Genomic DNA, 20,253 nt, shown 5'->3' with positions numbered 1-20,253 from the left:
TGCGGGCTTGGACTTATTATTGGCGCAAATGGCTGGGGGGATGCTAGCGGGAATCGGTGGGGTTAGCCAAGAGTTTGAATTTATTGGGCTTTTGATTTCTGCATAAGGTTGTCTTTGCCGGCCCCTTCGCGGGCTTGCCCGCTCCCACAGGAACTACGCCACCTTCAAGGCTTGTGGTTTACCTGTGGGAGCGGGCGAGCCCGCGAAAGGGCCGGCAAAGCCTCAGCGCAAATCGGCCTCTGGCACCGTGGTCCGCTGCGCAATTGCCTCCGGCCGCCACTGCTTGCGGGCTATCGCCAGCACTTCAGCCGGCGTTGCCACCAGCAGCTCCGGGTCGGTCTCTTGCCCCAGCGCCCGCAACGCCCGCAGCAACAACGGCGTAGCATGCTCCGCCTGCAGCGGCGGCGAACGGTAGGACTTGCCCAGCTTGTGCCCATCGGGCTGCACGATCAGCGGAATATGCAGGTAACGCGGCTCCGAGAAGCCCAGCAGTTCCTGCAAGTACAGCTGGCGCGGGGTGTTGTCGAGCAGGTCGGCGCCGCGCACGATGTCGGTAACGCCCTGCCAGGCATCGTCCAGCACCACTGCCAACTGGTACGCATACAGCCCGTCACGGCGCTGGATGACGAAATCGCCCACCTCACGGCCCAGATGCTGCTGGTACTCACCCTGCACCCGATCGGTGAAGCGGTAGATCAGTTCCGGCACTCGCAAGCGGATTGCTGCGCCTTCACGGGGATGCCCGGCATTGCGGCACAAGCCCGGGTAGATGCCGTTGCAGCCTTCCAACTGCTTGCGCGAGCAGGTGCAGGCATAGGCCAGGCCCATGTTGAACAGGCGGTCTACCACGGCGGCATAGGCATCGTGCCGCTGGCTCTGGAACACCACTTCGCCATCCCACTCCAGGCCGTAACGCTCCAGGGTCTGGAGGATGGCATCACGGGCACCGGGCATTTCCCGGGGGGGATCGGTGTCTTCCATGCGCAGCAGCCAGCGGCCGTCGACGGCGCGGGCATCGAGCCAGGAGGCGAGGGCGGCGACCAGCGAGCCAAAATGCAGGAAGCCGCTTGGGGTGGGGGCGAAACGCCCGATGTAGCTGGAGTCGGTCATGTTCAGGCTGGGCATATAAATGAAACGGGGCGCATGATGCGCCCCGTTCAGGTGGAAGAAAGATCAGCCTTTGCCGACCGTTTTTTCCTTTTTCTCGGCGATTTCCTTGCAGTCGAAGCACAGGTCGGCGGTAGGGCGGGCTTCCAGGCGGCGCAGGCCGATTTCGATGCCGCACGATTCGCACCAGCCGTATTCATCGGCCTTGATCTTGTCGAGGGTCTTGTCGATTTTCTTGATCAGCTTGCGCTCGCGATCGCGGTTACGCAGCTCCAGGGCGAATTCTTCTTCCTGGCTGGCGCGGTCGGCCGGGTCGGGGAAGTTGGCTGCTTCATCCTTCATGTGGTCCACAGTGCGGTCCACACTGGTCATCAGCTCTTGCTTCCAGGCACCAAGAAGCTTGGTGAAGTGCTTTTTCATGGGCTCGCCCATGTACTCTTCACCCTTGGTTTCTACGTAGGGCTCGACACCGTACATGGTCTGGGCTTTTTGCTTTTCTACGGTGGACATGAATAGACCGCCTCTCACTCATCTGATCCAATGCGCAGGCTGCTCCATCTCCGGCACCCGCCGGCCCTGCGACTGCGAGCCGCCGAACTTACCAGATAGATCGGGGGTGCGCTACCCCGCCTGTTACTGGCAATTGACAGCGGCGCGAGCCACACGTTCGGTGGTGTGCAGAGGTAGAATCTCCAGTTTAGACCCAATTGAGAGAAGGTCATGGCCCACCCCTACAGTGCGCGCAGCCGCGCCATCGAACCCTTCCACGTCATGGCGCTGCTGGCCCGGGCCAACGAGCTGCAGGCGGCCGGGCACGACGTGATCCACCTGGAAATCGGCGAGCCGGACTTCACCACGGCCGCACCTATCGTCGCGGCCGGCCAGGCTGCGCTGGCCGCCGGGCATACCCGCTACACCGCCGCACGCGGCCTGCCGGCACTGCGCGAAGCGATCGCCGGCTTTTATGGACAGCGCTATGGCTTGAATATCGACCCGGAGCGCATCCTCATTACACCGGGTGGCTCTGGCGCGCTACTGCTGGCCAGCAGCCTGCTGGTCGACCCGGGCAAGCACTGGCTGCTGGCCGACCCAGGTTACCCGTGCAATCGCCACTTCCTGCGCCTGGTCGAGGGCGGGGCGCAACTGGTGCCGGTGGGCCCGGACGTGAACTACCAGCTGACCGCCGACCTGGTCGAGCGTTACTGGGACAAGGACACCGTCGGTGCCCTGGTCGCTTCGCCGGCTAACCCGACCGGTACGGTGCTGGGGCGCGAAGCGCTGGCCAGCCTTGCCAAAGCCACCCATGAGCGGCACGGCCACCTGGTGGTGGACGAAATCTACCATGGCCTCACTTATGGCATGGACGCGCCAAGCGTGCTGGAAGTGGACGACTCGGCGTTCGTCCTGAATAGTTTTTCCAAGTATTTCGGCATGACCGGCTGGCGCCTTGGCTGGTTGGTGGCCCCACCCGGCGCAGTGGCCGACCTGGAGAAGCTGGCGCAGAATCTGTACATCAGCGCGCCGAGCATGGCCCAGCATGCCGCGCTGGCCTGTTTCCAGCCCGAAACCTTGGCCATTTTCGAAGCGCGTCGCGCCGAGTTCGCCCGCCGGCGCGACTATTTGTTGCCTGCCCTGCGTGAACTGGGCTTTCGCATTGCCGTCGAACCGCAAGGCGCGTTCTACCTGTATGCCGACATCAGCGCCTTTGGCGGTGACGCATTCGCCTTCTGTCGGCATTTCCTGGAGACCGAGCACCTGGCCTTCACGCCGGGCCTGGACTTCGGTCGCCACCTGGCTGGGCACCATGTGCGCTTTGCCTACACCCAGAGCCTGCCGCGCCTGGAAGAAGCGGTACAGCGCATTGCCCGTGGCCTGCGGAGCTGGCAAGGCTGATGCGTTTCTCTCCTGCACTTGAACAGGGCCGCCTGCTGCGCCGCTACAAGCGCTTTCTGGCCGATATCGAACTGGCCAGCGGCGAGCAGATGACGATCCACTGCCCGAACACCGGCTCCATGCTCAATTGCATGGCTGAAGGCGGGCGTGTGTGGTTCAGCCGCTCCAACGACCCCAAGCGCAAGCTGCCGGGTACCTGGGAAATCAGCGAAACCCCACAAGGTCGGCTGGCCTGCGTGAACACCGGGCGGGCCAATGCGCTGGTCGAAGAAGCGCTGCGGGCCGGCACCATTGCCGAACTGGCCGGCTTTACCGCACTCAAGCGTGAAGTGCCCTACGGCGAGGAAGGCAGCCGTATCGACTTTCGCCTGGAGTTCGATGGCGCACCGGCCTATGTCGAGGTCAAGAGCGTGACCTTGGGTTACTCCGACAACTCGGTTGCGGCTTTCCCCGATGCGGTGACGCAGCGCGGTGCCAAGCACCTGCGTGAGCTGGCGAATTTGGCCCGGCAGGGCGTGCGGGCGGTGCAGCTGTATTGCGTGAACCTGACCGGTGTCGACGCCGTGCGCCCGGCCGAGGAGATCGATGCGGCCTATGCCCAGGCGCTGCGTGCCGCAGTTGCGGACGGAGTGGAAGTGCTGGCCTACGGCACCCGCCTGGACGCCGAAGGCATCGTTGTCGACCGCCGCTTGCCAGTGCTGCTCAACCCTTGAACCAGATGCCCTGGCTGTCTTCATGGCAGCCCAAGGGCTGAAGTTGCTCACCCTCGCAGGGGCCGGCCACGCACTCACCGCTTTCTATCAGAAACAGCGCGCCGTGATGGGCGCAGTGGATGAGGCTGGCGCTGTCATCCAGGAACGCGTCTTCTGCCCAGTTCAGCGGGATGCCTCGGTGTGGGCAGCGGTTGCGGTACAGGTATACCTGGCCCTGGCGACGCACGCCGAACAGTTCGAGGCCGTCTACGCTGAAGGCGCGGCTTTGGCCTTCGGCCAGGCCGTGGGAGGTACAAAGGAAATGCATGGCAAGGATGACTCGTGAAACACGTGATGGCTTGACGCTTCAATGCGAATAATTATCAAATTGCCCGCATTCGCTGCGCCCGGCTGTCTATGGTGCGCAGTTCCGCCGCTCGCCACAAGGCGTGCGGCCCGCCTTCAGAAGGAACCCGATGATGCGCCGTCCAGCCGCTTTGCTCGCCCTGTGTGCAAGCCTTGTGCTCTCTACCCAGGCCTTGGCGGCCGAGCTGCCGCAACGTTGGGTCAGCGCAGGTGGCGCCCTGAGCGAATGGATAACCGCACTGGGTGGTGAGGCGCGGCTCGTCGGTGTGGACACGACCAGCCAGCACCCGGCTTCGTTGAAATCGCTGCCCAGCGTGGGTTACCAGCGGCAGTTGTCGGCAGAAGGCATTCTTAGCCTGCGCCCGGATGTGCTGGTGGGCACTGAGGAAATGGGGCCACCGCCGGTACTGGCGCAAATCCGCAAGGCGGGTGTGCGGGTCGAGTTGTTCTCCAGCAAGGCCGAGTTGCCGGCCGTGGACGAAAACCTCAAGCACTTGGGGCAGTTGCTGGGTGCAGAGCAGCAAGCGTCAGTGTTGGCGGCGGGTTACCGCCAGCAAATCGAGGCTTTGCAGGCCAAGGTCAAGCAGGCCCAGGCCGGGCAAAAGGCACCTGGGGTGTTGCTGTTGGTCGGCCATGCGGGGGCCAAGCCGCTGATCGCCGGGCAAGGCACGGCGGGTGACTGGCTGCTGGGCCAGGCAGGTGGGCACAACCTGGCAGAGCACCAGGGCTACAAGAATTTCTCCAACGAAGCCTTGGCGGCGCTGGACCCGGACGTGATCGTGTTTTCTGATCGGGCGCTGGCCGATGAGCAGGCCTTGCAGGCGTTGTTGAAAGAAAACCCCACGCTGGCGGCTTCGCGCGCGGTGCGTGAAAAGCGCCTGGTATCACTCGACCCGACACTACTGGTTGGCGGCCTTGGGCCACGCCTGCCGGCGACTTTGCAGTCGCTGGCAGCCACCTTCTATCCAGCAGCCCAAGCCAGCTTCGCACAATGAAGCAGCGGGTCCAGCCACGTACGCTGTTCATCAGCCTGAGCTTGCTGTGCCTGTTGGCGGTCTGGCTGTCGCTGGCGCTGGGGCCTGTCAGCCTGCCGCTGTTCGACACCTTGCGCGCTGGCCTGCGCCTGTTGGGGCTGCCCATCGCCGCAGATGGCTTGCAGCAGGCCGAGATGATCCTTGGTCAGATCCGCCTGCCGCGCACCTTGCTGGGGTTGGCGGTGGGTGCGGTACTGGCGCTGTCCGGGGTGGCCATGCAGGGGCTGTTCCGCAACCCCTTGGCCGACCCTGGGCTGGTAGGGGTCGCTGCCGGAGCCGCGATGGGTGCAGCGGTCGCCATCGTTGGCGGCGCATGGTTTGGTGGCATGCCGGATGTTTTCGCGCCCTATTTGCTGTCGTTCTGCGCGTTTGTCGGGGGGCTTGGGGTGACTGCGCTGGTCTACCGCCTGGGGCGCCGCGATGGCCAGACCAACGTCGCCACGATGCTGTTGGCCGGTGTGGCCATGACTGCATTGGGCGGCGCGGCCGTGGGGCTGTTTTCCTACCTGGCCGACGACGCCACCCTGCGCACGCTGACCTTCTGGAACCTGGGCAGCCTCAATGGCGCCAGTTACGAACGATTGTGGCCACTGCTGCTGGTGGCGGCAGGCGTGGCGGTGTGGCTGCCACGGCGGGCCAAGGCGCTGAATGCCCTGCTGTTGGGGGAGTCGGAGGCGCGTCACCTGGGCGTTGACGTGGAGCGGCTCAAGCGTGAACTGGTGTTCTGCACGGCGTTGGGTGTGGGAGCGGCAGTGGCTGCTGCCGGGCTGATCGGTTTCATCGGTTTGGTCGTGCCACACCTGGTACGCTTGCTGGCCGGGCCCGATCACCGCGTGGTGCTGCCAGCCTCGCTTTTGGCTGGCGGTGTGCTGATGTTGTTCGCCGACCTGGCGGCACGCCTGCTGCTGGCGCCTGCCGAGCTGCCAATCGGTATCGTCACGGCCTTTATCGGTGCGCCGTTCTTCCTGTTCCTGCTGGTGCGAGGGCGCAGTTGATGTTGCAAGTTCAGAGCCTGTATCTGCGCAGGGGCAGCAATGAGGTGCTGCACGACATTCACCTGCAGTTGCATCCGGGCCAGGTGGTGGGTGTGCTTGGCCCCAACGGTGCCGGCAAGAGCAGCCTGCTGGGTGTGCTGTGCGGTGAACTGGCGCCCGACCGTGGGCAGGTCACGCTGCAGGGCCGGCCTCTGGCCGACTGGGCCGGGCAGGAGCGGGCCAGGCGCCTGGCGGTGCTGCCGCAAGTGTCCAGCCTTGGCTTTTCGTTCCGGGTCGAGGAAGTGGTGGGCATGGGGCGCATGCCCCATGGCACCGGGCAGCGGCGCGATGCCGAAATTGTCGAGGCAGCCTTGCAGGCGGCAGATGCCTGGCACCTGGTAGAACGCAGTTACCTGGCGTTGTCCGGCGGCGAGCGGCAACGGGTGCACCTGGCCCGTGTGCTGGCGCAGCTGTGGCCGGGGGAAGAGGGCAGTACGTTGCTGCTCGACGAGCCAACCTCGATGCTCGACCCGCTGCATCAGCACACCACCTTGGAAGCTGTGCGCCGTTTCGCCGACTGTGGCGCCGCAGTGCTGGTGATCCTGCATGACCTGAACCTGGCGGCGCGTTACTGTGACCGTATTCTGTTGCTGGAGCAGGGGCGCTGTCATGCGTTTGCCGCGCCCGAAGACGTGCTGACGCCAGCGGCGTTGAAAGCGGTTTACGGAATCGATGTGCTGGTGCAGGCGCACCCGGAGCGTGGGCATCCGCTGATCATCGCCCGCTAGGAGGCATTGCCGATGCGTCATGTGCTGCTGTCCGGCTTATCGTTTTGCCTGATGTTGTCATTGGGTGGCTGCCAGGCCAGCTTGCCGCCATTGCCCGCTTGGCAGAGCAGCGAAGGGCGCACGCATGCCCAGTTGGGGCATATCATCGAGCTTGCCAGTGGTCAGGCGATCAGCGCCGAGCAACTGGTGCAGCGCCTGGCGGGCGCCCCCCGCGTGCTGGTGGGCGAGAAACACGACAACCCTGACCATCACGCGCTGCAGCTTTGGTTGCTGCAAGCATTACAAGCTCAGCGTGCCCAAGGCAGCCTGTTGCTGGAAATGCTGCAGCCGGAGCAGCAGCCTTTGGTCGACAAGGTTCAGGGGCTGCCTTTGCCGGCAGATCTGCCCAAGGCGCTGGCCTGGCAGGAGGGCTGGGATTGGCAGATGTATGGGCCAATCGTCACCGAAGCCTTGCAGCAGCGGGTGCCGTTGCTGGCAGCCAATATTTCGCCCGGCGAAATGCGTCAGGCCTATCGACAGCCGGCTTCGTTGCCAGGCGAAAAGTCCAATGCACCGGCGGTAAAAGCCGCCTTGTTGGAACAGGTGCGCGCCGGGCATTGCGGGATGCTGCCGGAAAGCCAGTTGCCAGCGATGCTGGCCGTGCAGCAGCAGCGCGACCGCCGAATGGCCGAGCGTGTGCTGGCGGCGCCGCAGCCGGCGCTACTGTTTGCCGGGGCCTATCACGTGCGCAAGGACCTGGGCATACCCTTGCACCTGGCAGACCTGGGGGCGTCGGGGGAGAGCAAGGTATTGCTGCTGGCCGAGGTGGGCGAGCAGGTCGAGCCAAGCGAGGCCGATTATGTGTGGTACACGGCGGCGATGCCGGAGCAGGATTATTGCGCGCAGCTACGGCGGTAGCCCTATAGAAATCACAGGCAAAAAAAGACCCGGCAAATTGCCGGGTCAATAACCGTGATTAGCCTGATGAGGAGATAATCTGAGAGTCCGAACCAGGGGCTCTTAGCTTATCCAACCAGTCTCGCGACCAGTTGTGATAATCATAACAATTCTCATTTAGCCGTCAATCCCCTTATCACGATTATTTTGGATTTTTTTGCGTAGGGCTTTTCGCGTCCAGTTGTTGGTTCAGTGCTTCCTTGCGTTCTAGCGGCAAATCGTTCCAGTGCATGTCCAGCAGGGCGCCTTCAATGGCGTACAACAGCACCTTCGATGCGCGGAACCCTCGTGTCTTCACGGCCTGGTAGGCACCCACCGCGCCCAGGCGGCGCAGATCCGATGCACTGTGGATGCCGGCTGCATGCAGCCACTGCGCAGAGGTCTTGCCAAGGTTCTTCAGGTGCTGCAATTCATCGTTCATCGAGCCTCCTTGCGATGGCTGAACGGGGAGTGGGGATAAATCGCGAGCAGGTCAGAGAGGAGTGTAGCGGGGGTTAAGAAATACGCGGCCTTTTGCCATCGGGGGCGACGAGATGACCTGAACCGGCCTTTTCGCGGGCTTGCCCGCTCCCACAGGTACAGCACAGCTTTCCAGGACTGTGTTGTACCTGTGGGAGCGGGCAAGCCCGCGAAGAGGCCGGTGCAGGGACGCGCTGAACTTACAGCCCAGGCAAGCGCTGGCGAATCTGCTCGATCACTTGGTCCATACTGCCGGCGGTCTGGGTATCGACCTGGGTGCTCTGTACCAGCTCCTGTGCATCAAGCGGCTCACGGCTGGCCTGTTGGGCCTTGACCACTTCCAGGGTGGCATCCGACGGGTCGCTGTTTTCTGCCTGACGCTGTTCCAGCCAGCTGGCAATGACCGCATCCGGTGCATGGCAGTCAAGGATCAGGAACGGCACCCCCGTCTGGCTGGCAACGTCCGCCGCAGCCTGGCGCTGCTCACGCTTGAGGTAGGTGGCATCCAGCACCACCGGGAAGCCAGCATGCAGCACGGTTGCCGCCACGTCGTGCAGGCGCTGGTAAGTCGCTGCATTGGCCTGCTGGTCATAGATTCCGGCGCTAAGCTGGCCGGCGTTGGCTTGTTGCTGCTCGCCGAACAGGCGTTTGCGCTCTACGTCCGAGCGCACGCGCACCGCACCCAGGGCCTCGACCATGCGCATGGCCACGTGGCTTTTGCCCACCGCCGAAACGCCGTGGGTGATGGCCAGCAGGCGCGACGGAATGGCGCTGTAGCTTTCGGCCAGGTTGGCGTAGTTGCGGTAGGTGCGCAGGGTGGTGGCACGCTGCACGCCATCGGCGTCGGCCGGCATGCTGAACAGGGCAACCTTGGCGCGCACCAGCGCGCGGTAGGCTTTGTAGAAATTGAGCAGTTCAAGGCCTTCGTAGTCGCCGGTCAGCTCCAGGTATTGGCTGATGAAGCGCCGGGCCAGGCATTTCAGGCCGCGGTCTTCCAGGTCCATGGCCAGGAAGCCGGTGTCGGCATAGACGTCGGTCAGGCGGAACGGCTCGTTGAATTCGATGCAATCGAAGATCACCACCTTGCCATCGATCAACGTGGCGTTGCCCAGGTGGATGTCACCGTGGCACTCACGGATGAAACCGTTGGCCTTGCGCTTTTCCAGCAGGCCATGCAGGCGCTCGAAGCTGCTGCGGGCCCAGGCCTGCAGGGCGTCGAGTTGCAACAGGTCGGCCTTGTCGCTGAGGAATGGGCGAATTTGCTCGAAGTTCTGCTCCACCGGCGCCATCACGCTGTCTGGCGTGCCCAGCGGGTGCTCCACCGGCACGCGTGGGGCCTGCAGGTGGAACTCGGCGATCTGCCGGGCCATCTGGTCGATGTGCGTGGCGTTCAGCTCGCCATTGGCCTGCAGGGTGCTGAGCATCTGCCCTTGGGGGAACTGGCGCATCTTCAGCGCGTACTCGATGGCTTCGCCTTCGCCACCGATCTGGGGGGCGTCGACGCTACCGGTGATCGGCAGCACTTCCAGGTACAGGCCTTCGGTCAGGCGCTGGTTCAGGCGCAATTCTTCGTTACAGAAATGCTGGCGCTGGTCCAGGCCGGTAAAGTCGAGAAAGCCGAAGTTCATCGGTTTCTTGACCTTGTAGGCGTACTCGCCGGTGAGCAGGACCCAGGAGATATGCGTCTCGATGAGCTGGAACCCATCCACGGGGTGAGGGTACAGGGCTGGGTTCTGCAACGCAGTGATAAGAGCTTGGCTCACGGCAAATCCTTCCGGGGCAAGGGAATTCGAATGCGCCATTATGGTCAATGGTGCCGTCCCTGCCTACCGCCGGGCCGTCTGTCCAGCCCTTGTAAAGTGCGTATAATCCGCCGCCATGACCCGAACTCGAAATCCCCGCACCCCTCAGAAACGCCCGACCGGCCGCTCCCGCGCCTGGCTGGGCTGGGCTTTGAAGCTCAGCCTGGTAGGCTTGGTGATCGTCGCCGGCTTCGCGGTTTACCTCGATGCCGTCGTCCAGGAGAAGTTCTCCGGCAAGCGCTGGACGATCCCGGCCAAGGTGTATGCCCGGCCGCTGGAGCTGTTCACCGGCCAAAAACTGAGCAAGAACGACTTCCTCACCGAGCTCGATGCGCTCGGCTATCGCCGTGAAAGCGCGGCCAACGGCCCGGGGGCGGCGGCTGTCAACGGCAATACCGTCGACCTCAATACCCGTGGTTTCCAGTTCTACGAGGGTATGGAGCCGGCGCAGTTCGTGCGGGTACGCTTCTCTGGCGATTACGTGGCAGGCCTTTCGGCTGCCAACGGCAAGGCGCTCGACGTGGTGCGGCTGGAGCCGCTGATGATCGGCGGTATCTACCCGAAAAACCTCGAAGACCGCATCCTGATCAAGATCGACCAGGTGCCGCCGTACCTGCTCGAAACCTTGGTGGCGACCGAGGACCGCGAGTTCTACAACCACTTCGGCGTATCGCCCAAGTCCATCGCCCGTGCCATGTGGGTCAACACCTCGTCCGGCTCGATGCGCCAGGGTGGCAGTACCTTGACCCAGCAGTTGGTGAAGAACTTCTACCTCAGCAGCGAACGCAGCCTCAGCCGCAAGCTGACCGAGGCGATGATGGCGATGCTGCTCGAGTTGCACTACGACAAGCGTGAAATCCTTGAGGCTTACCTCAACGAGGTGTTCGTTGGCCAAGACGGTCAACGCGCCGTGCACGGCTTTGGCCTGGCCAGCCAGTTCTTCTTCAGCCAGCCGCTGTCGGAGCTGAAACTGCACCAGATCGCCTTGCTGGTGGGCATGGTCAAAGGCCCGTCCTACTACAACCCGCGGCGTTATCCTGACCGTGCCCTGGCCCGCCGCAACCTGGTGCTCGACCTGGTGGCCGAGCAGGGCGTGGCCAGCCAGGCGGAGGTCGATGCGGCGAAGAAAATGCCGTTGGGCGTGACCAAGCGTGGCAGCCTGGCCGACAGCTCGTTCCCGGCCTTCCTCGACCTGGTCAAGCGTCAGTTGCGCCAGGACTATCGCGACGAAGACTTGACCGAAGAAGGCCTGCGCATCTTCACCAGCTTCGACCCGATCCTGCAGATGAAGGCCGAAACCTCGATGAGCGAAACCTTCAAGCGCCTGGCTGGCCGCAAGGGCGCTGACGAGGTGGAGTCGGCAATGGTGGTGACCAACCCGGAAACCGGTGAAGTGCAGGCGCTCATCGGCAGCCGGCAGGCAGGTTTCGCCGGCTTCAACCGGGCTATCGATGCTGTGCGGCCGATTGGCTCGCTGGTCAAACCGTCGGTGTACCTGACTGCATTGGAGCAACCGAGCAAATACACCCTCACCAGCTGGGTGCAGGATGAGCCATTTTCGGTCAAGGGGGCCGACGGCCAGGTCTGGCGCCCGCAAAACTATGATCGGCGCCCGCATGGCACCATCTACCTGTACCAGGGGCTGGCCAACTCGTACAACCTGTCCACCGCCAAGCTTGGCCTGGAAGTGGGTGTGCCCAATGTGATCAAGACCATTGGCCGGCTCGGGGTGAATGTCGACTGGCCTGCGTTCCCGGCCATGCTGCTGGGGGCCGGCGGCATGTCGCCGATGCAGGTTGCGACCATGTACCAGACCATCGCCAACGGCGGTTTCAACACGCCGATGCGCGGAATCCGCAGCGTGCTCACCGCCGAGGGCGAGCCGCTCAAGCGCTACCCGTTCCAGATTCAACAAACCTTCGACCCGGGTGCCATCTACCTGGTGCAGAACGCCATGCAGCGGGTAATGCGCGAAGGTACTGGGCGTTCGGTGTACAACACCCTGCCGCGTTCGCTGACCCTGGCGGGCAAGACCGGTACCAGTAACGACTCGCGTGACAGTTGGTTCTCCGGCTTCAGCCAGGACTTGCTGGCTGTGGTGTGGATGGGCCGTGACGATAACGGCAAAACGCCATTTACCGGCGCCACGGGTGCCCTGCAGGTGTGGACCAGCTTCATGAAGAAGGCCGACCCGCTGCCGCTGGATATGCCGCAACCGGATAACGTGGTGCAGGCCTGGATCGACCCTTACACTGGCCATGGGTCCGACGGCAGCTGTCCGGGAGCGGTGCAGATGCCGTATATTCGCGGCAGTGAACCGCCCGCCGGCGCGACCTGTGGCGGCGAGGAGAATCCAGTTGATTCGGTCATGGACTGGGTCAAAGGCTGGATGAATTAAGCACAGGCTGCATTGATGAGGTGTGACGTGAACAAGTGGCTGTTTCCTGCCGTGACGGCGTTGGCTGTGCTCCAGGGGTGCTCCAGCGTCCCGCGCGGCAATATTCCGGTGGTCGATTCGAGCACCCGCGTGTCCAACAGCGAACGCGTGACGGCCAACCGTTCGGCGGGTGGCTATAACACGGGCACTGCCCAGGCGCAGACGCTACCGGAAGATTCCGGCGTCACCGTGATGATCCCGCAAGGCGCAGGCGCTGCGGGCATCCAGACGTTCCCGGCAGCGAATGGTGCGGCGCCGATCACGACTTCGCCGATTACCCCGGGGCCGATCACTACTGGCCCTGTCAATTCGGCACCGATCACCACTAATCCCAACCCGATTGCCGACGAACCGTTCGACATCGCCGCAATGAACAGTGCCCCGCAAAGCACCAGCGCGCCTACCGGCATCCCGCGTAGCAGCGCCGCCGGTGGCCTTTCGGCCGACGAGCAGTTGGACGGCCCGGTGCTGGCACTGCTGACCACCGCCAAGACTCAGCAGGGCAGTGGCGACTTCAACGGTGCCGCCTCGAGCCTGGAACGTGCCCAGCGCATTGCTCCGCGTGAGCCGCAGGTGCTGTACCGCCTGGCCCAAGTGCGCCTTTCGCAAGGTGATGCCGCGCAGGCCGAACAACTGGCGCGCCGTGCCCTGACCTACGCCAACGGCCGCCCAAGCCTGCAGGCGGAGCTATGGAACACCATCGCCCAGGCGCGCGAAAAGCAGGGCGACAGCGCTGGCGCTGCACTGGCCCGGCAGAAGGCGCGGGTCAATTCGTGATGATCGAGCAACGCATTCTGGATATTGCCGACCACCTGCTGCTGATCGAACGTGAACTGCAGGTGCAAGGCTGGTGGGATGACGAGCCGCCAAGTGACGAGGCGCTGGCCAGTACCGTGCCGTTCGCCGTCGATACCCTCAGTTTCGAGCAATGGTTGCAATGGATCTTCCTGCCGCGCATGAAGATCATTGTCGAGCTGGGCCACCCGCTGCCCAATGCCTCGGGCATCCTGGTCATGGCCGAAACCGTGTTTACCGACCGGCCGGAGCAAAGTCGCGAGCTGCGGCGCCTGTTGGCAGCTTTTGACCAATTGATCGCTGCTTCCGCCTGATTTCTTCAGTTTTTTCGTCAAGGGCCGCAGATTGTGGCCCTTTTTTTTGGAAATCTTCTTAAATCTGCTGCTGAAGCGATTTTTAGTGGTGGCAGGAATTCATCTTGGGGGAAAATTGGCAATAATTTTTCTTGACTTGTTGGCGCCGAATCACAAGAATCCAACTTCCGCTGTAGAGGGACTGCCAGAAGCAGACCCGCTAAGCAGATCATGAGGTGCACACCCGCGCCGACCTGTTACACCCCGCAACGCGTTACCTCGCGCTGGGTGGGAAACCCCCGCAACACTCTGGGGAGCTCCCAATACTTGCTCAGTCAGTGCTGACGTTCGCTCATGCTCTGCTTGGCAGTAAACCTATTAAGACCCGTCCAGTGAGGGCGGTATTCTGGCGTTTTAGAGGTGAACAACGTGGAGCTTTTATCTGGCGCTGAGATGGTCGTCCGCTTCTTGCGTGACGAAGGCGTTAAGCACATCTACGGGTACCCTGGTGGTGCTCTCCTGCATGTTTACGACGCACTGTTCAAAGAACCGGAAGTGGAACACATCCTGGTTCGCCACGAGCAGGCGGCAACCCATATGGCGGACGGCTACGCCCGCGCCACCGGCAAGGCCGGTGTGGTGCTGGTAACCTCCGGCCCGGGCGCGACCAATGCCATTACCGGTATTGCCACCGCCTACATGGACTCGATTCCAATGGTCATCCTGTCCGGCCAGGTGCCTAGCACCATGGTGGGCACCGATGCCTTCCAGGAAACCGACATGATCGGTATCTCGCGGCCGATCGTGAAGCACAGCTTCATGATCAAGAACCCGACCGAGATCCCTGAAGTTCTGAAAAAAGCTTTCTACCTGGCGCAATCCGGCCGCCCAGGTCCAGTCGTGGTCGACATTCCAAAAGATATGACCAACCCGGCTGAGAAGTTCGAATACGTCTACCCCAAAAAGGTCAAGCTGCGCTCCTACAGCCCGGCGGTCCGCGGCCACTCTGGCCAGATCCGCAAGGCTGCCGAGATGCTCCTGGCTGCCAAGCGCCCGATTGTCTACGCCGGTGGTGGCGTGATCCTCGGTGGTGGCTCCGAAGCCCTGACCGAGATCGCCAAATCGCTGAACCTGCCAGTCACCAACACCCTGATGGGGTTGGGCGGCTTCCCAGGTACCGACCGCCAGTTCCTCGGCATGCTCGGCATGCACGGCAGCTACACCGCCAACATGGCCATGCACAATGCCGACGTGATCTTCGCCGTTGGTGCTCGTTTCGACGACCGTGTGGTCAACGGCCCGGCCAAGTTCTGCCCGAATGCCAAGATCATTCATGTCGATATCGACCCGGCGTCGATCTCGAAGATGATCAAGGCCGACGTACCAATCGTTGGCCCGGTCGACAGCGTGCTCAGCGAAATGCTCGGCATCCTCAAGGAAATCGGCGAGCAGCCTGACAAGGCGGCACTGGGTGCCTGGTGGAAGCAGATCGACGAGTGGCGTGGCAATGGTGAGTTGTTCCCTTACGACAAGGGCGACGGCAATGTCATCAAGCCGCAGAAAGTCATCGAGACGCTGTGCGAAGTGACTAATGGTGATGCTTTCGTCACCTCCGACGTTGGTCAGCACCAGATGTTCGCGGCGCAGTACTACCGCTTCAACAAGCCAAACCGCTGGATCAACTCCGGTGGCCTGGGCACCATGGGCTTCGGCTTCCCGGCGGCGATGGGCGTCAAGCTCAACTTCCCGGACCAGGACGTGGCCTGCGTGACTGGCGAAGGCAGCATCCAGATGAATATCCAGGAGCTGTCCACCTGCATGCAGTACGGCTTGCCGGTGAAAATCGTCAACCTGAACAACGGTGTGTTGGGCATGGTCCGCCAGTGGCAGGACATGGCTTACAACGGTCGTCACTCGCACTCGTACGTCGAGTCGCTGCCTGATTTCATCAAGCTGGCCGAGGCCTATGGCCATGTGGGCATCCGCATCACCAGCCTGAAGGACCTCAAGCCGAAGCTGGAAGAAGCGTTTGCGATGAAGGACCGCCTGGTGTTCATCGACATCGCGGTTGACCGCAGCGAGCACGTCTATCCGATGCAGATCAAGGATGGCTCGATGCGTGACATGTGGCTGAGCAAGACGGAGCGTACCTGATATGCGGCACATCATTTCCCTGCTGCTGGAAAACGAACCAGGTGCGTTGTCCCGTGTGGTCGGCCTGTTCTCCCAGCGCAACTACAACATTGAAAGCCTGACCGTGGCGCCGACCGAAGACCCGACCCTGTCGCGTCTGACGCTGACCACCGTTGGCCATGACGAAGTGATCGAACAGATCACCAAGAACCTGAACAAGCTGGTCGAAGTGGTCAAGCTTGTCGACCTGTCGGAAAGCGCTCACATCGAGCGTGAACTGATGCTGGTCAAGGTCAAGGCCACCGGTGCCCAGCGCGCCGAGATCAAGCGCACCACGGATATCTTCCGTGGCCAGATCGTCGACGTGACCGCCAGCGTGTACACCGTGCAGCTCAGTGGTACCAGCGACAAACTGGACAGCTTCATCCAGGCGATCGGCACTGCATCGATTCTCGAAACCGTGCGCAGCGGCGTTACCGGCATTGCCCGTGGCGACAAAGTGCTCAGCATCTAAATTCAAAAATTAGCGATGGCTCCGCAGGGGCCGAGATATAACCAGGGGTATTTTCATGAAAGTTTTCTACGATAAAGACTGCGACCTTTCCATCATCCAGGGCAAGAAAGTCGCAATCATCGGTTACGGCTCCCAGGGCCACGCTCAGGCGTGCAACCTGAAGGACTCCGGTGTAGACGTTACCGTCGGTCTGCGTAAAGGTTCGGCTACCGTTGCCAAGGCTGAAGCCCACGGCCTGAAAGTTGCTGACGTTGCTACCGCTGTCGCTGCGGCTGACCTGGTCATGATCCTGACCCCGGACGAGTTCCAGGGCGCTCTGTACAAGAACGAAATCGAGCCGAACATCAAGAAGGGCGCCACCCTGGCCTTCTCCCACGGCTTCTCGATCCACTACAACCAGGTTGTTCCGCGTGCCGACCTCGACGTGATCATGATCGCGCCGAAAGCTCCGGGCCACACCGTTCGCTCCGAGTTCGTCAAAGGCGGCGGCATCCCTGACCTGATCGCTATCTACCAGGACGCTTCGGGCAACGCCAAGAACGTTGCACTGTCCTACGCTTCGGGCGTAGGCGGCGGCCGTACCGGCATCATCGAAACCACCTTCAAGGACGAGACCGAAACCGACCTGTTCGGTGAGCAAGCCGTTCTGTGCGGCGGTACCGTCGAGCTGGTCAAAGCCGGTTTCGAAACCCTGGTCGAAGCTGGCTACGCGCCGGAAATGGCCTACTTCGAGTGCCTGCACGAACTGAAGCTGATCGTTGACCTCATGTACGAAGGCGGCATCGCCAACATGAACTACTCGATCTCCAACAACGCCGAATACGGTGAGTACGTCACTGGCCCGGAAGTCATCAACGAAGAATCCCGCAAGGCCATGCGCAACGCTCTGAAGCGCATCCAGGACGGCGAGTACGCGAAGATGTTCATCTCCGAAGGTGCTACCAACTACCCATCGATGACCGCCAAGCGTCGCAACAACGCCGCTCACGGCATCGAAATCATCGGCGAGCAGCTGCGCTCGATGATGCCGTGGATCTCGGCTAACAAAATCGTCGACAAGACCAAGAACTAAGTCTTATCGAAAGATGAAAAACGCGGCTTCGGCCGCGTTTTTTCGTTCTGGCAGCCCGCTTCTGGTATAAAGCAGACCAGTGGCCTGCTGTCAGAACCTGTTTCGCGGGCCCGTGTCGAACATTTTCCATCCTGTTGCAAGGTACCCTCCATGAGCGAACGTCCCGAAGAGCCGAACAAGCCCTCCGACGCCGAAAGCCTGCTACCTGTCGATGAGCACGTTGAAGAAGGGCATGACGCCGAAGGCCGCAAGGTGCGCCACCGTGGCATCTACTTGCTGCCCAACCTGTTTACCACCGCCAACCTGTTTGCCGGGTTCTATTCCATCATCAGCTCGATGAGCGCACAGAGCGCCCTGAGCGCCGGTGACCCGCGTGAGGCGAGCAAATACTTCGCCTTTGCCGCCATTGCCATCTTCGTGGCCATGGTGCTCGACGGCCTGGACGGCCGCGTTGCGCGCATGACCAATACCCAGAGTGCCTTCGGTGCCGAGTACGACTCGCTGTCGGACATGGTCGCCTTCGGCGTGGCTCCGGCCTTGCTCGCCTTTGGCTGGGCGCTGGGTGACATGGGCAAGGTCGGCTGGATGGTCGCCTTCATCTATGTGGCCGGTGCCGCACTGCGTCTGGCCCGTTTCAATACCCAGGTCGGTACCGCCGACAAGCGCTACTTCATCGGCCTGGCCAGCCCGGCTGCCGCCGGCGTGGTGGCGGGGACCGTATGGGCGTTCAGCGACTACGGTATCCAGGGCTCCAAGCTGTCGTTCCTGGTGGCGCTGCTGGTGGCTGCTGCTGGCATGCTGATGGTCAGCAATATCAAGTACAACAGCTTCAAGGAGCTGGACCTCAAAGGGCGCGTGCCGTTCGTGGCGATCCTGGCCGTGGTGCTGGTGTTTGCCGTGGTGTTCAGCGACCCACCGCGCATCCTGCTGCTGATCTTCCTTGCCTATGCGGCGTCCGGGCCGATCCAGTTCCTGTTGAAGGCGCGTCGGCGCAAAGCGTAAAAAACGCTTAATGCTGGAATAACCCTCCGGCTCCATAGTCTTACTGGTATACCCGTTATCCAGTGCTGTGGAGCCGCCCATGCTCATCAAGCTTCCCCGGTCGTCCGAGTGCAAGTCATCGGAGATCACTCCCGAAGGCATCTACCTTTCTCGTCGCACCCTGCTGGGTGGCTCATTGGCTGGCCTGGCGCTGGGCGCCTTGCCGAGCGGAGTGGGGGCCGCGGAAGTTTCGCGTTATGCCGACGTGCAGGCCGGCGCCGCACCGGCCTGGTTCGCTGGCAAGCTCGCCGCCACGCATTGGCAGGCCGTGACGGTAAAGGGCGAGGCGATCACGCCGTTCAAGGACGCCACCCACTACAACAATTTTTACGAGTTCGGGCCCGATAAAGGCGACCCGGCAGCCAACGGCGACAGCCTGAAGACCGAGCCGTGGTCGATTGTGGTGGATGGCGAGGTCGGCAAGCCCGGGCGCTACGCGCTGGAAGATTTCGTCAAGCCCTATCAGCTTGAAGAGCGGATCTATCGGCTGCGGTGCGTTGAGGCGTGGTCGATGGTCATTCCGTGGCTGGGGTTTCCCCTGGCGCAAGTGCTCAAGCAGGTCGAGCCGACCTCCAAGGCGCGTTATGTACGCTTTGAGACGTTGCAGGATCCCGAGCACATGCCGGGGCAGCGTTCAGGGTTTGCCCTGATCGACTGGCCCTACAGAGAAGGCTTGCGTCTGGATGAAGCTATGCACCCATTGGCTATCCTGGCGGTGGGCATGTATGGACGGGAGTTGCCCAACCAGAACGGCGCGCCGCTGCGGCTGGTGGTGCCATGGAAGTATGGTTTCAAGAGCATCAAGTCGATCGTGCGTATCAGCCTGGTGGCCGAACAGCCCGGCACTACCTGGGAAGGGCTGGCGCCGGATGAGTATGGTTTCTATGCCAATGTGAACCCGACGGTCGATCACCCGCGCTGGAGCCAGGCGCGCGAGCGGCGGCTACCCAGTGGGCTATTCAGCCCCAATGTGCGGGAGACGCAGATGTTCAATGGCTACGCCGATGAAGTGGCGTCACTGTATACCGGGCTTGATCTGCGGAAGAACTATTGATGCGCTATCCCTGGTTGCGCCTGGCCATCTTCGTTGTGGGAAGCTTGCTCCCGGCGTGGTGGCTGTATGAGGCGGCGACGAACCTGCTGGGGCCAGACCCCGGCAAGATAATGATGGATCGCCTGGGGCTTGGGGCGCTCACCTTCCTGTTGGTGACCTTGAGCATGACGCCGCTTCAGAAGCTGACGGGCTGGTCGGGCTGGGTCGTGGTGCGCCGGCAGCTAGGGCTGTGGGTGTTTGCCTATATAGTGCTGCACATCCTGGCCTACCTGTTCTTTATCCTGGGGCTGGACTGGGGGCAGTTGGCGGTGGAGCTGCGCAAGCGGCCTTACATTATTGTGGGGGCGCTGGGGTTCCTCGGGTTGTTGGCCTTGGCGGTGACTTCGAATCGTTATAGTCAGCGCCGATTGGGCGCGCGATGGAAGAAGCTGCACCGGTTGGTGTATGGGGTGCTTGGCTTGGGGCTGCTGCATTTCCTGTGGATCGTGCGTTCGGATCTACGGGAGTGGGCGATCTATGCATTTATTGGTGCTGTGCTGATGGTGTTGCGGATACCTGTTGTTTCACGGGTTCTTCCCAGGGTTGTCAGGCGGTCGGGGAGGGCGGTGTGAGTGAATGCTTGCCTTGGGTTCTTTGGCGCCTATGAGATCGAGCGCCGCCCGCGCGGCGCATCGCGAGCTTTGCTCGCTCCTACGTTTGTTTCGGGCCAGTGTTGCCTGTGCCATTTGCGCGCGACCGCCTTGTTGGTACAACGCGGTATCACGACAGGCGCCAAGGCGTACGCGCGAAAATCCCCCAGGAATAATTGGCCCGAAATAAACGTAGGAGCGAGCAAAGCTCGCGATGCGCCGCGCGGGCGGCGC

General features: G+C 62.3%; 20 protein-coding genes. 15 read left to right on the top strand and 5 right to left on the bottom strand.

Annotated features, from left to right (window positions below):
• Window positions 1-222: 222 nt before the first annotated feature.
• Complete coding sequence (gluQRS, locus tag ACNFBR_RS00100) at window positions 223-1,110, bottom strand: tRNA glutamyl-Q(34) synthetase GluQRS (RefSeq protein WP_416733601.1); 888 nt, start codon at window positions 1,108-1,110, stop codon at window positions 223-225.
• Between the two features lie 63 nt (window positions 1,111-1,173).
• Window positions 1,174-1,617, bottom strand: a complete 444-nt coding sequence (gene dksA / locus ACNFBR_RS00095; RefSeq protein WP_012274224.1) for an RNA polymerase-binding protein DksA — start codon at window positions 1,615-1,617, stop codon at window positions 1,174-1,176.
• Window positions 1,618-1,827: 210 nt separating this feature from the next.
• Here dksA and ACNFBR_RS00090 point away from each other — a divergent pair, with 210 nt between their 5' ends.
• Window positions 1,828-3,000 (top strand): pyridoxal phosphate-dependent aminotransferase, encoded by a 1,173-nt coding sequence (locus ACNFBR_RS00090; protein WP_416733186.1) that lies wholly within the window; start codon window positions 1,828-1,830, stop codon window positions 2,998-3,000.
• Window positions 3,000-3,713 carry a DNA/RNA nuclease SfsA gene (gene sfsA / locus ACNFBR_RS00085; RefSeq protein WP_416733185.1) on the top strand — a complete coding sequence of 238 codons (714 nt, stop codon included), beginning with the start codon at window positions 3,000-3,002 and terminating at the stop codon, window positions 3,711-3,713. The genes ACNFBR_RS00090 and sfsA overlap by 1 nt, the downstream gene beginning before the upstream one ends.
• Here the strand turns inward: sfsA and ACNFBR_RS00080 are convergent.
• The gene (locus ACNFBR_RS00080; protein ID WP_416733184.1) at window positions 3,703-4,020 is read right to left on the bottom strand and encodes a Rieske (2Fe-2S) protein; all 318 of its coding nucleotides are present in this window, start codon (window positions 4,018-4,020) and stop codon (window positions 3,703-3,705) included. The genes sfsA and ACNFBR_RS00080 overlap by 11 nt on opposite strands.
• 148 nt (window positions 4,021-4,168) lie before the next feature.
• Between ACNFBR_RS00080 and ACNFBR_RS00075 the strand changes: the two genes are divergently transcribed.
• Genes ACNFBR_RS00075 through ACNFBR_RS00060 form a run of 4 tightly spaced genes read left to right on the top strand, consistent with a single transcriptional unit; the run spans window position 4,169 to window position 7,751 of the window.
• Window positions 4,169-5,053 carry a heme/hemin ABC transporter substrate-binding protein gene (locus ACNFBR_RS00075; RefSeq protein WP_416733183.1) on the top strand — a complete coding sequence of 295 codons (885 nt, stop codon included), beginning with the start codon at window positions 4,169-4,171 and terminating at the stop codon, window positions 5,051-5,053.
• A gap of 50 nt (window positions 5,054-5,103) precedes the next feature.
• Window positions 5,104-6,087: a FecCD family ABC transporter permease gene (locus tag ACNFBR_RS00070; protein WP_416733600.1), complete on the top strand. Its 984-nt coding sequence runs from the start codon at window positions 5,104-5,106 to the stop codon at window positions 6,085-6,087.
• Window positions 6,087-6,854, top strand: coding sequence for a heme ABC transporter ATP-binding protein (locus ACNFBR_RS00065; RefSeq protein ID WP_416733182.1), 768 nt, complete (start codon window positions 6,087-6,089; stop codon window positions 6,852-6,854). The genes ACNFBR_RS00070 and ACNFBR_RS00065 overlap by 1 nt, the downstream gene beginning before the upstream one ends.
• Before the next feature lie 12 nt (window positions 6,855-6,866).
• Window positions 6,867-7,751, top strand: coding sequence for a ChaN family lipoprotein (locus ACNFBR_RS00060; protein ID WP_416733181.1), 885 nt, complete (start codon window positions 6,867-6,869; stop codon window positions 7,749-7,751).
• A 181-nt stretch (window positions 7,752-7,932) separates the two neighbouring features.
• Here ACNFBR_RS00060 and ACNFBR_RS00055 read toward each other — a convergent pair whose 3' ends face one another.
• Together ACNFBR_RS00055 and ACNFBR_RS00050 are read right to left on the bottom strand one after the other, a co-directional pair.
• Window positions 7,933-8,211 carry a TfoX/Sxy family protein gene (locus ACNFBR_RS00055; protein WP_012274216.1) on the bottom strand — a complete coding sequence of 93 codons (279 nt, stop codon included), beginning with the start codon at window positions 8,209-8,211 and terminating at the stop codon, window positions 7,933-7,935.
• A gap of 238 nt (window positions 8,212-8,449) precedes the next feature.
• Entirely contained in the window at window positions 8,450-10,012 is a 1,563-nt protein-coding gene (locus tag ACNFBR_RS00050) for an AAA family ATPase (protein ID WP_416733180.1), read from the bottom strand.
• 115 nt (window positions 10,013-10,127) lie between these two features.
• On the opposite strand from ACNFBR_RS00050, the gene mrcB reads away from it, so the two are divergent.
• The 9 genes from mrcB (at window position 10,128) to msrQ (ending at window position 20,001) form a co-directional block, all read left to right on the top strand.
• The gene (gene mrcB, locus ACNFBR_RS00045) at window positions 10,128-12,449 is read left to right on the top strand and encodes a penicillin-binding protein 1B (protein ID WP_416733179.1); all 2,322 of its coding nucleotides are present in this window, start codon (window positions 10,128-10,130) and stop codon (window positions 12,447-12,449) included.
• A 15-nt stretch (window positions 12,450-12,464) separates the two neighbouring features.
• Complete coding sequence (locus ACNFBR_RS00040) at window positions 12,465-13,265, top strand: tetratricopeptide repeat protein (protein ID WP_416733178.1); 801 nt, start codon at window positions 12,465-12,467, stop codon at window positions 13,263-13,265.
• Window positions 13,265-13,597 (top strand): YqcC family protein, encoded by a 333-nt coding sequence (locus ACNFBR_RS00035; protein ID WP_416733177.1) that lies wholly within the window; start codon window positions 13,265-13,267, stop codon window positions 13,595-13,597. The genes ACNFBR_RS00040 and ACNFBR_RS00035 overlap by 1 nt, the downstream gene beginning before the upstream one ends.
• A gap of 408 nt (window positions 13,598-14,005) precedes the next feature.
• Window positions 14,006-15,730 carry an acetolactate synthase 3 large subunit gene (locus tag ACNFBR_RS00030; RefSeq protein WP_416733176.1) on the top strand — a complete coding sequence of 575 codons (1,725 nt, stop codon included), beginning with the start codon at window positions 14,006-14,008 and terminating at the stop codon, window positions 15,728-15,730.
• Between the two features lies 1 nt (window position 15,731).
• Window positions 15,732-16,223, top strand: a complete 492-nt coding sequence (gene ilvN, locus ACNFBR_RS00025; protein ID WP_003250040.1) for an acetolactate synthase small subunit — start codon at window positions 15,732-15,734, stop codon at window positions 16,221-16,223.
• 55 nt (window positions 16,224-16,278) lie between these two features.
• Window positions 16,279-17,295 (top strand): ketol-acid reductoisomerase, encoded by a 1,017-nt coding sequence (ilvC, locus tag ACNFBR_RS00020; protein WP_003250043.1) that lies wholly within the window; start codon window positions 16,279-16,281, stop codon window positions 17,293-17,295.
• Between the two features lie 150 nt (window positions 17,296-17,445).
• On the top strand, window positions 17,446-18,297 hold the full coding sequence (pssA, locus tag ACNFBR_RS00015) for a CDP-diacylglycerol--serine O-phosphatidyltransferase (protein WP_003250045.1): 852 nt from the start codon (window positions 17,446-17,448) through the stop codon (window positions 18,295-18,297).
• Window positions 18,298-18,376: 79 nt separating this feature from the next.
• Entirely contained in the window at window positions 18,377-19,390 is a 1,014-nt protein-coding gene (gene msrP, locus ACNFBR_RS00010) for a protein-methionine-sulfoxide reductase catalytic subunit MsrP (RefSeq protein ID WP_416733175.1), read from the top strand.
• Window positions 19,390-20,001 (top strand): protein-methionine-sulfoxide reductase heme-binding subunit MsrQ, encoded by a 612-nt coding sequence (gene msrQ / locus ACNFBR_RS00005; protein ID WP_416733174.1) that lies wholly within the window; start codon window positions 19,390-19,392, stop codon window positions 19,999-20,001. Before msrP ends, msrQ begins: the two co-directional genes overlap by 1 nt.
• The last annotated feature ends 252 nt before the right edge of the window (window positions 20,002-20,253 follow it).

The sequence above is a fragment of the Pseudomonas sp. NY11955 genome, assembly GCF_048068035.1.
GTDB lineage: Bacteria > Pseudomonadota > Gammaproteobacteria > Pseudomonadales > Pseudomonadaceae > Aquipseudomonas.
The sequence above is the reverse complement of the archived record's forward strand: the minus strand, read 5'-3'. Positions and strand labels throughout refer to the sequence as shown.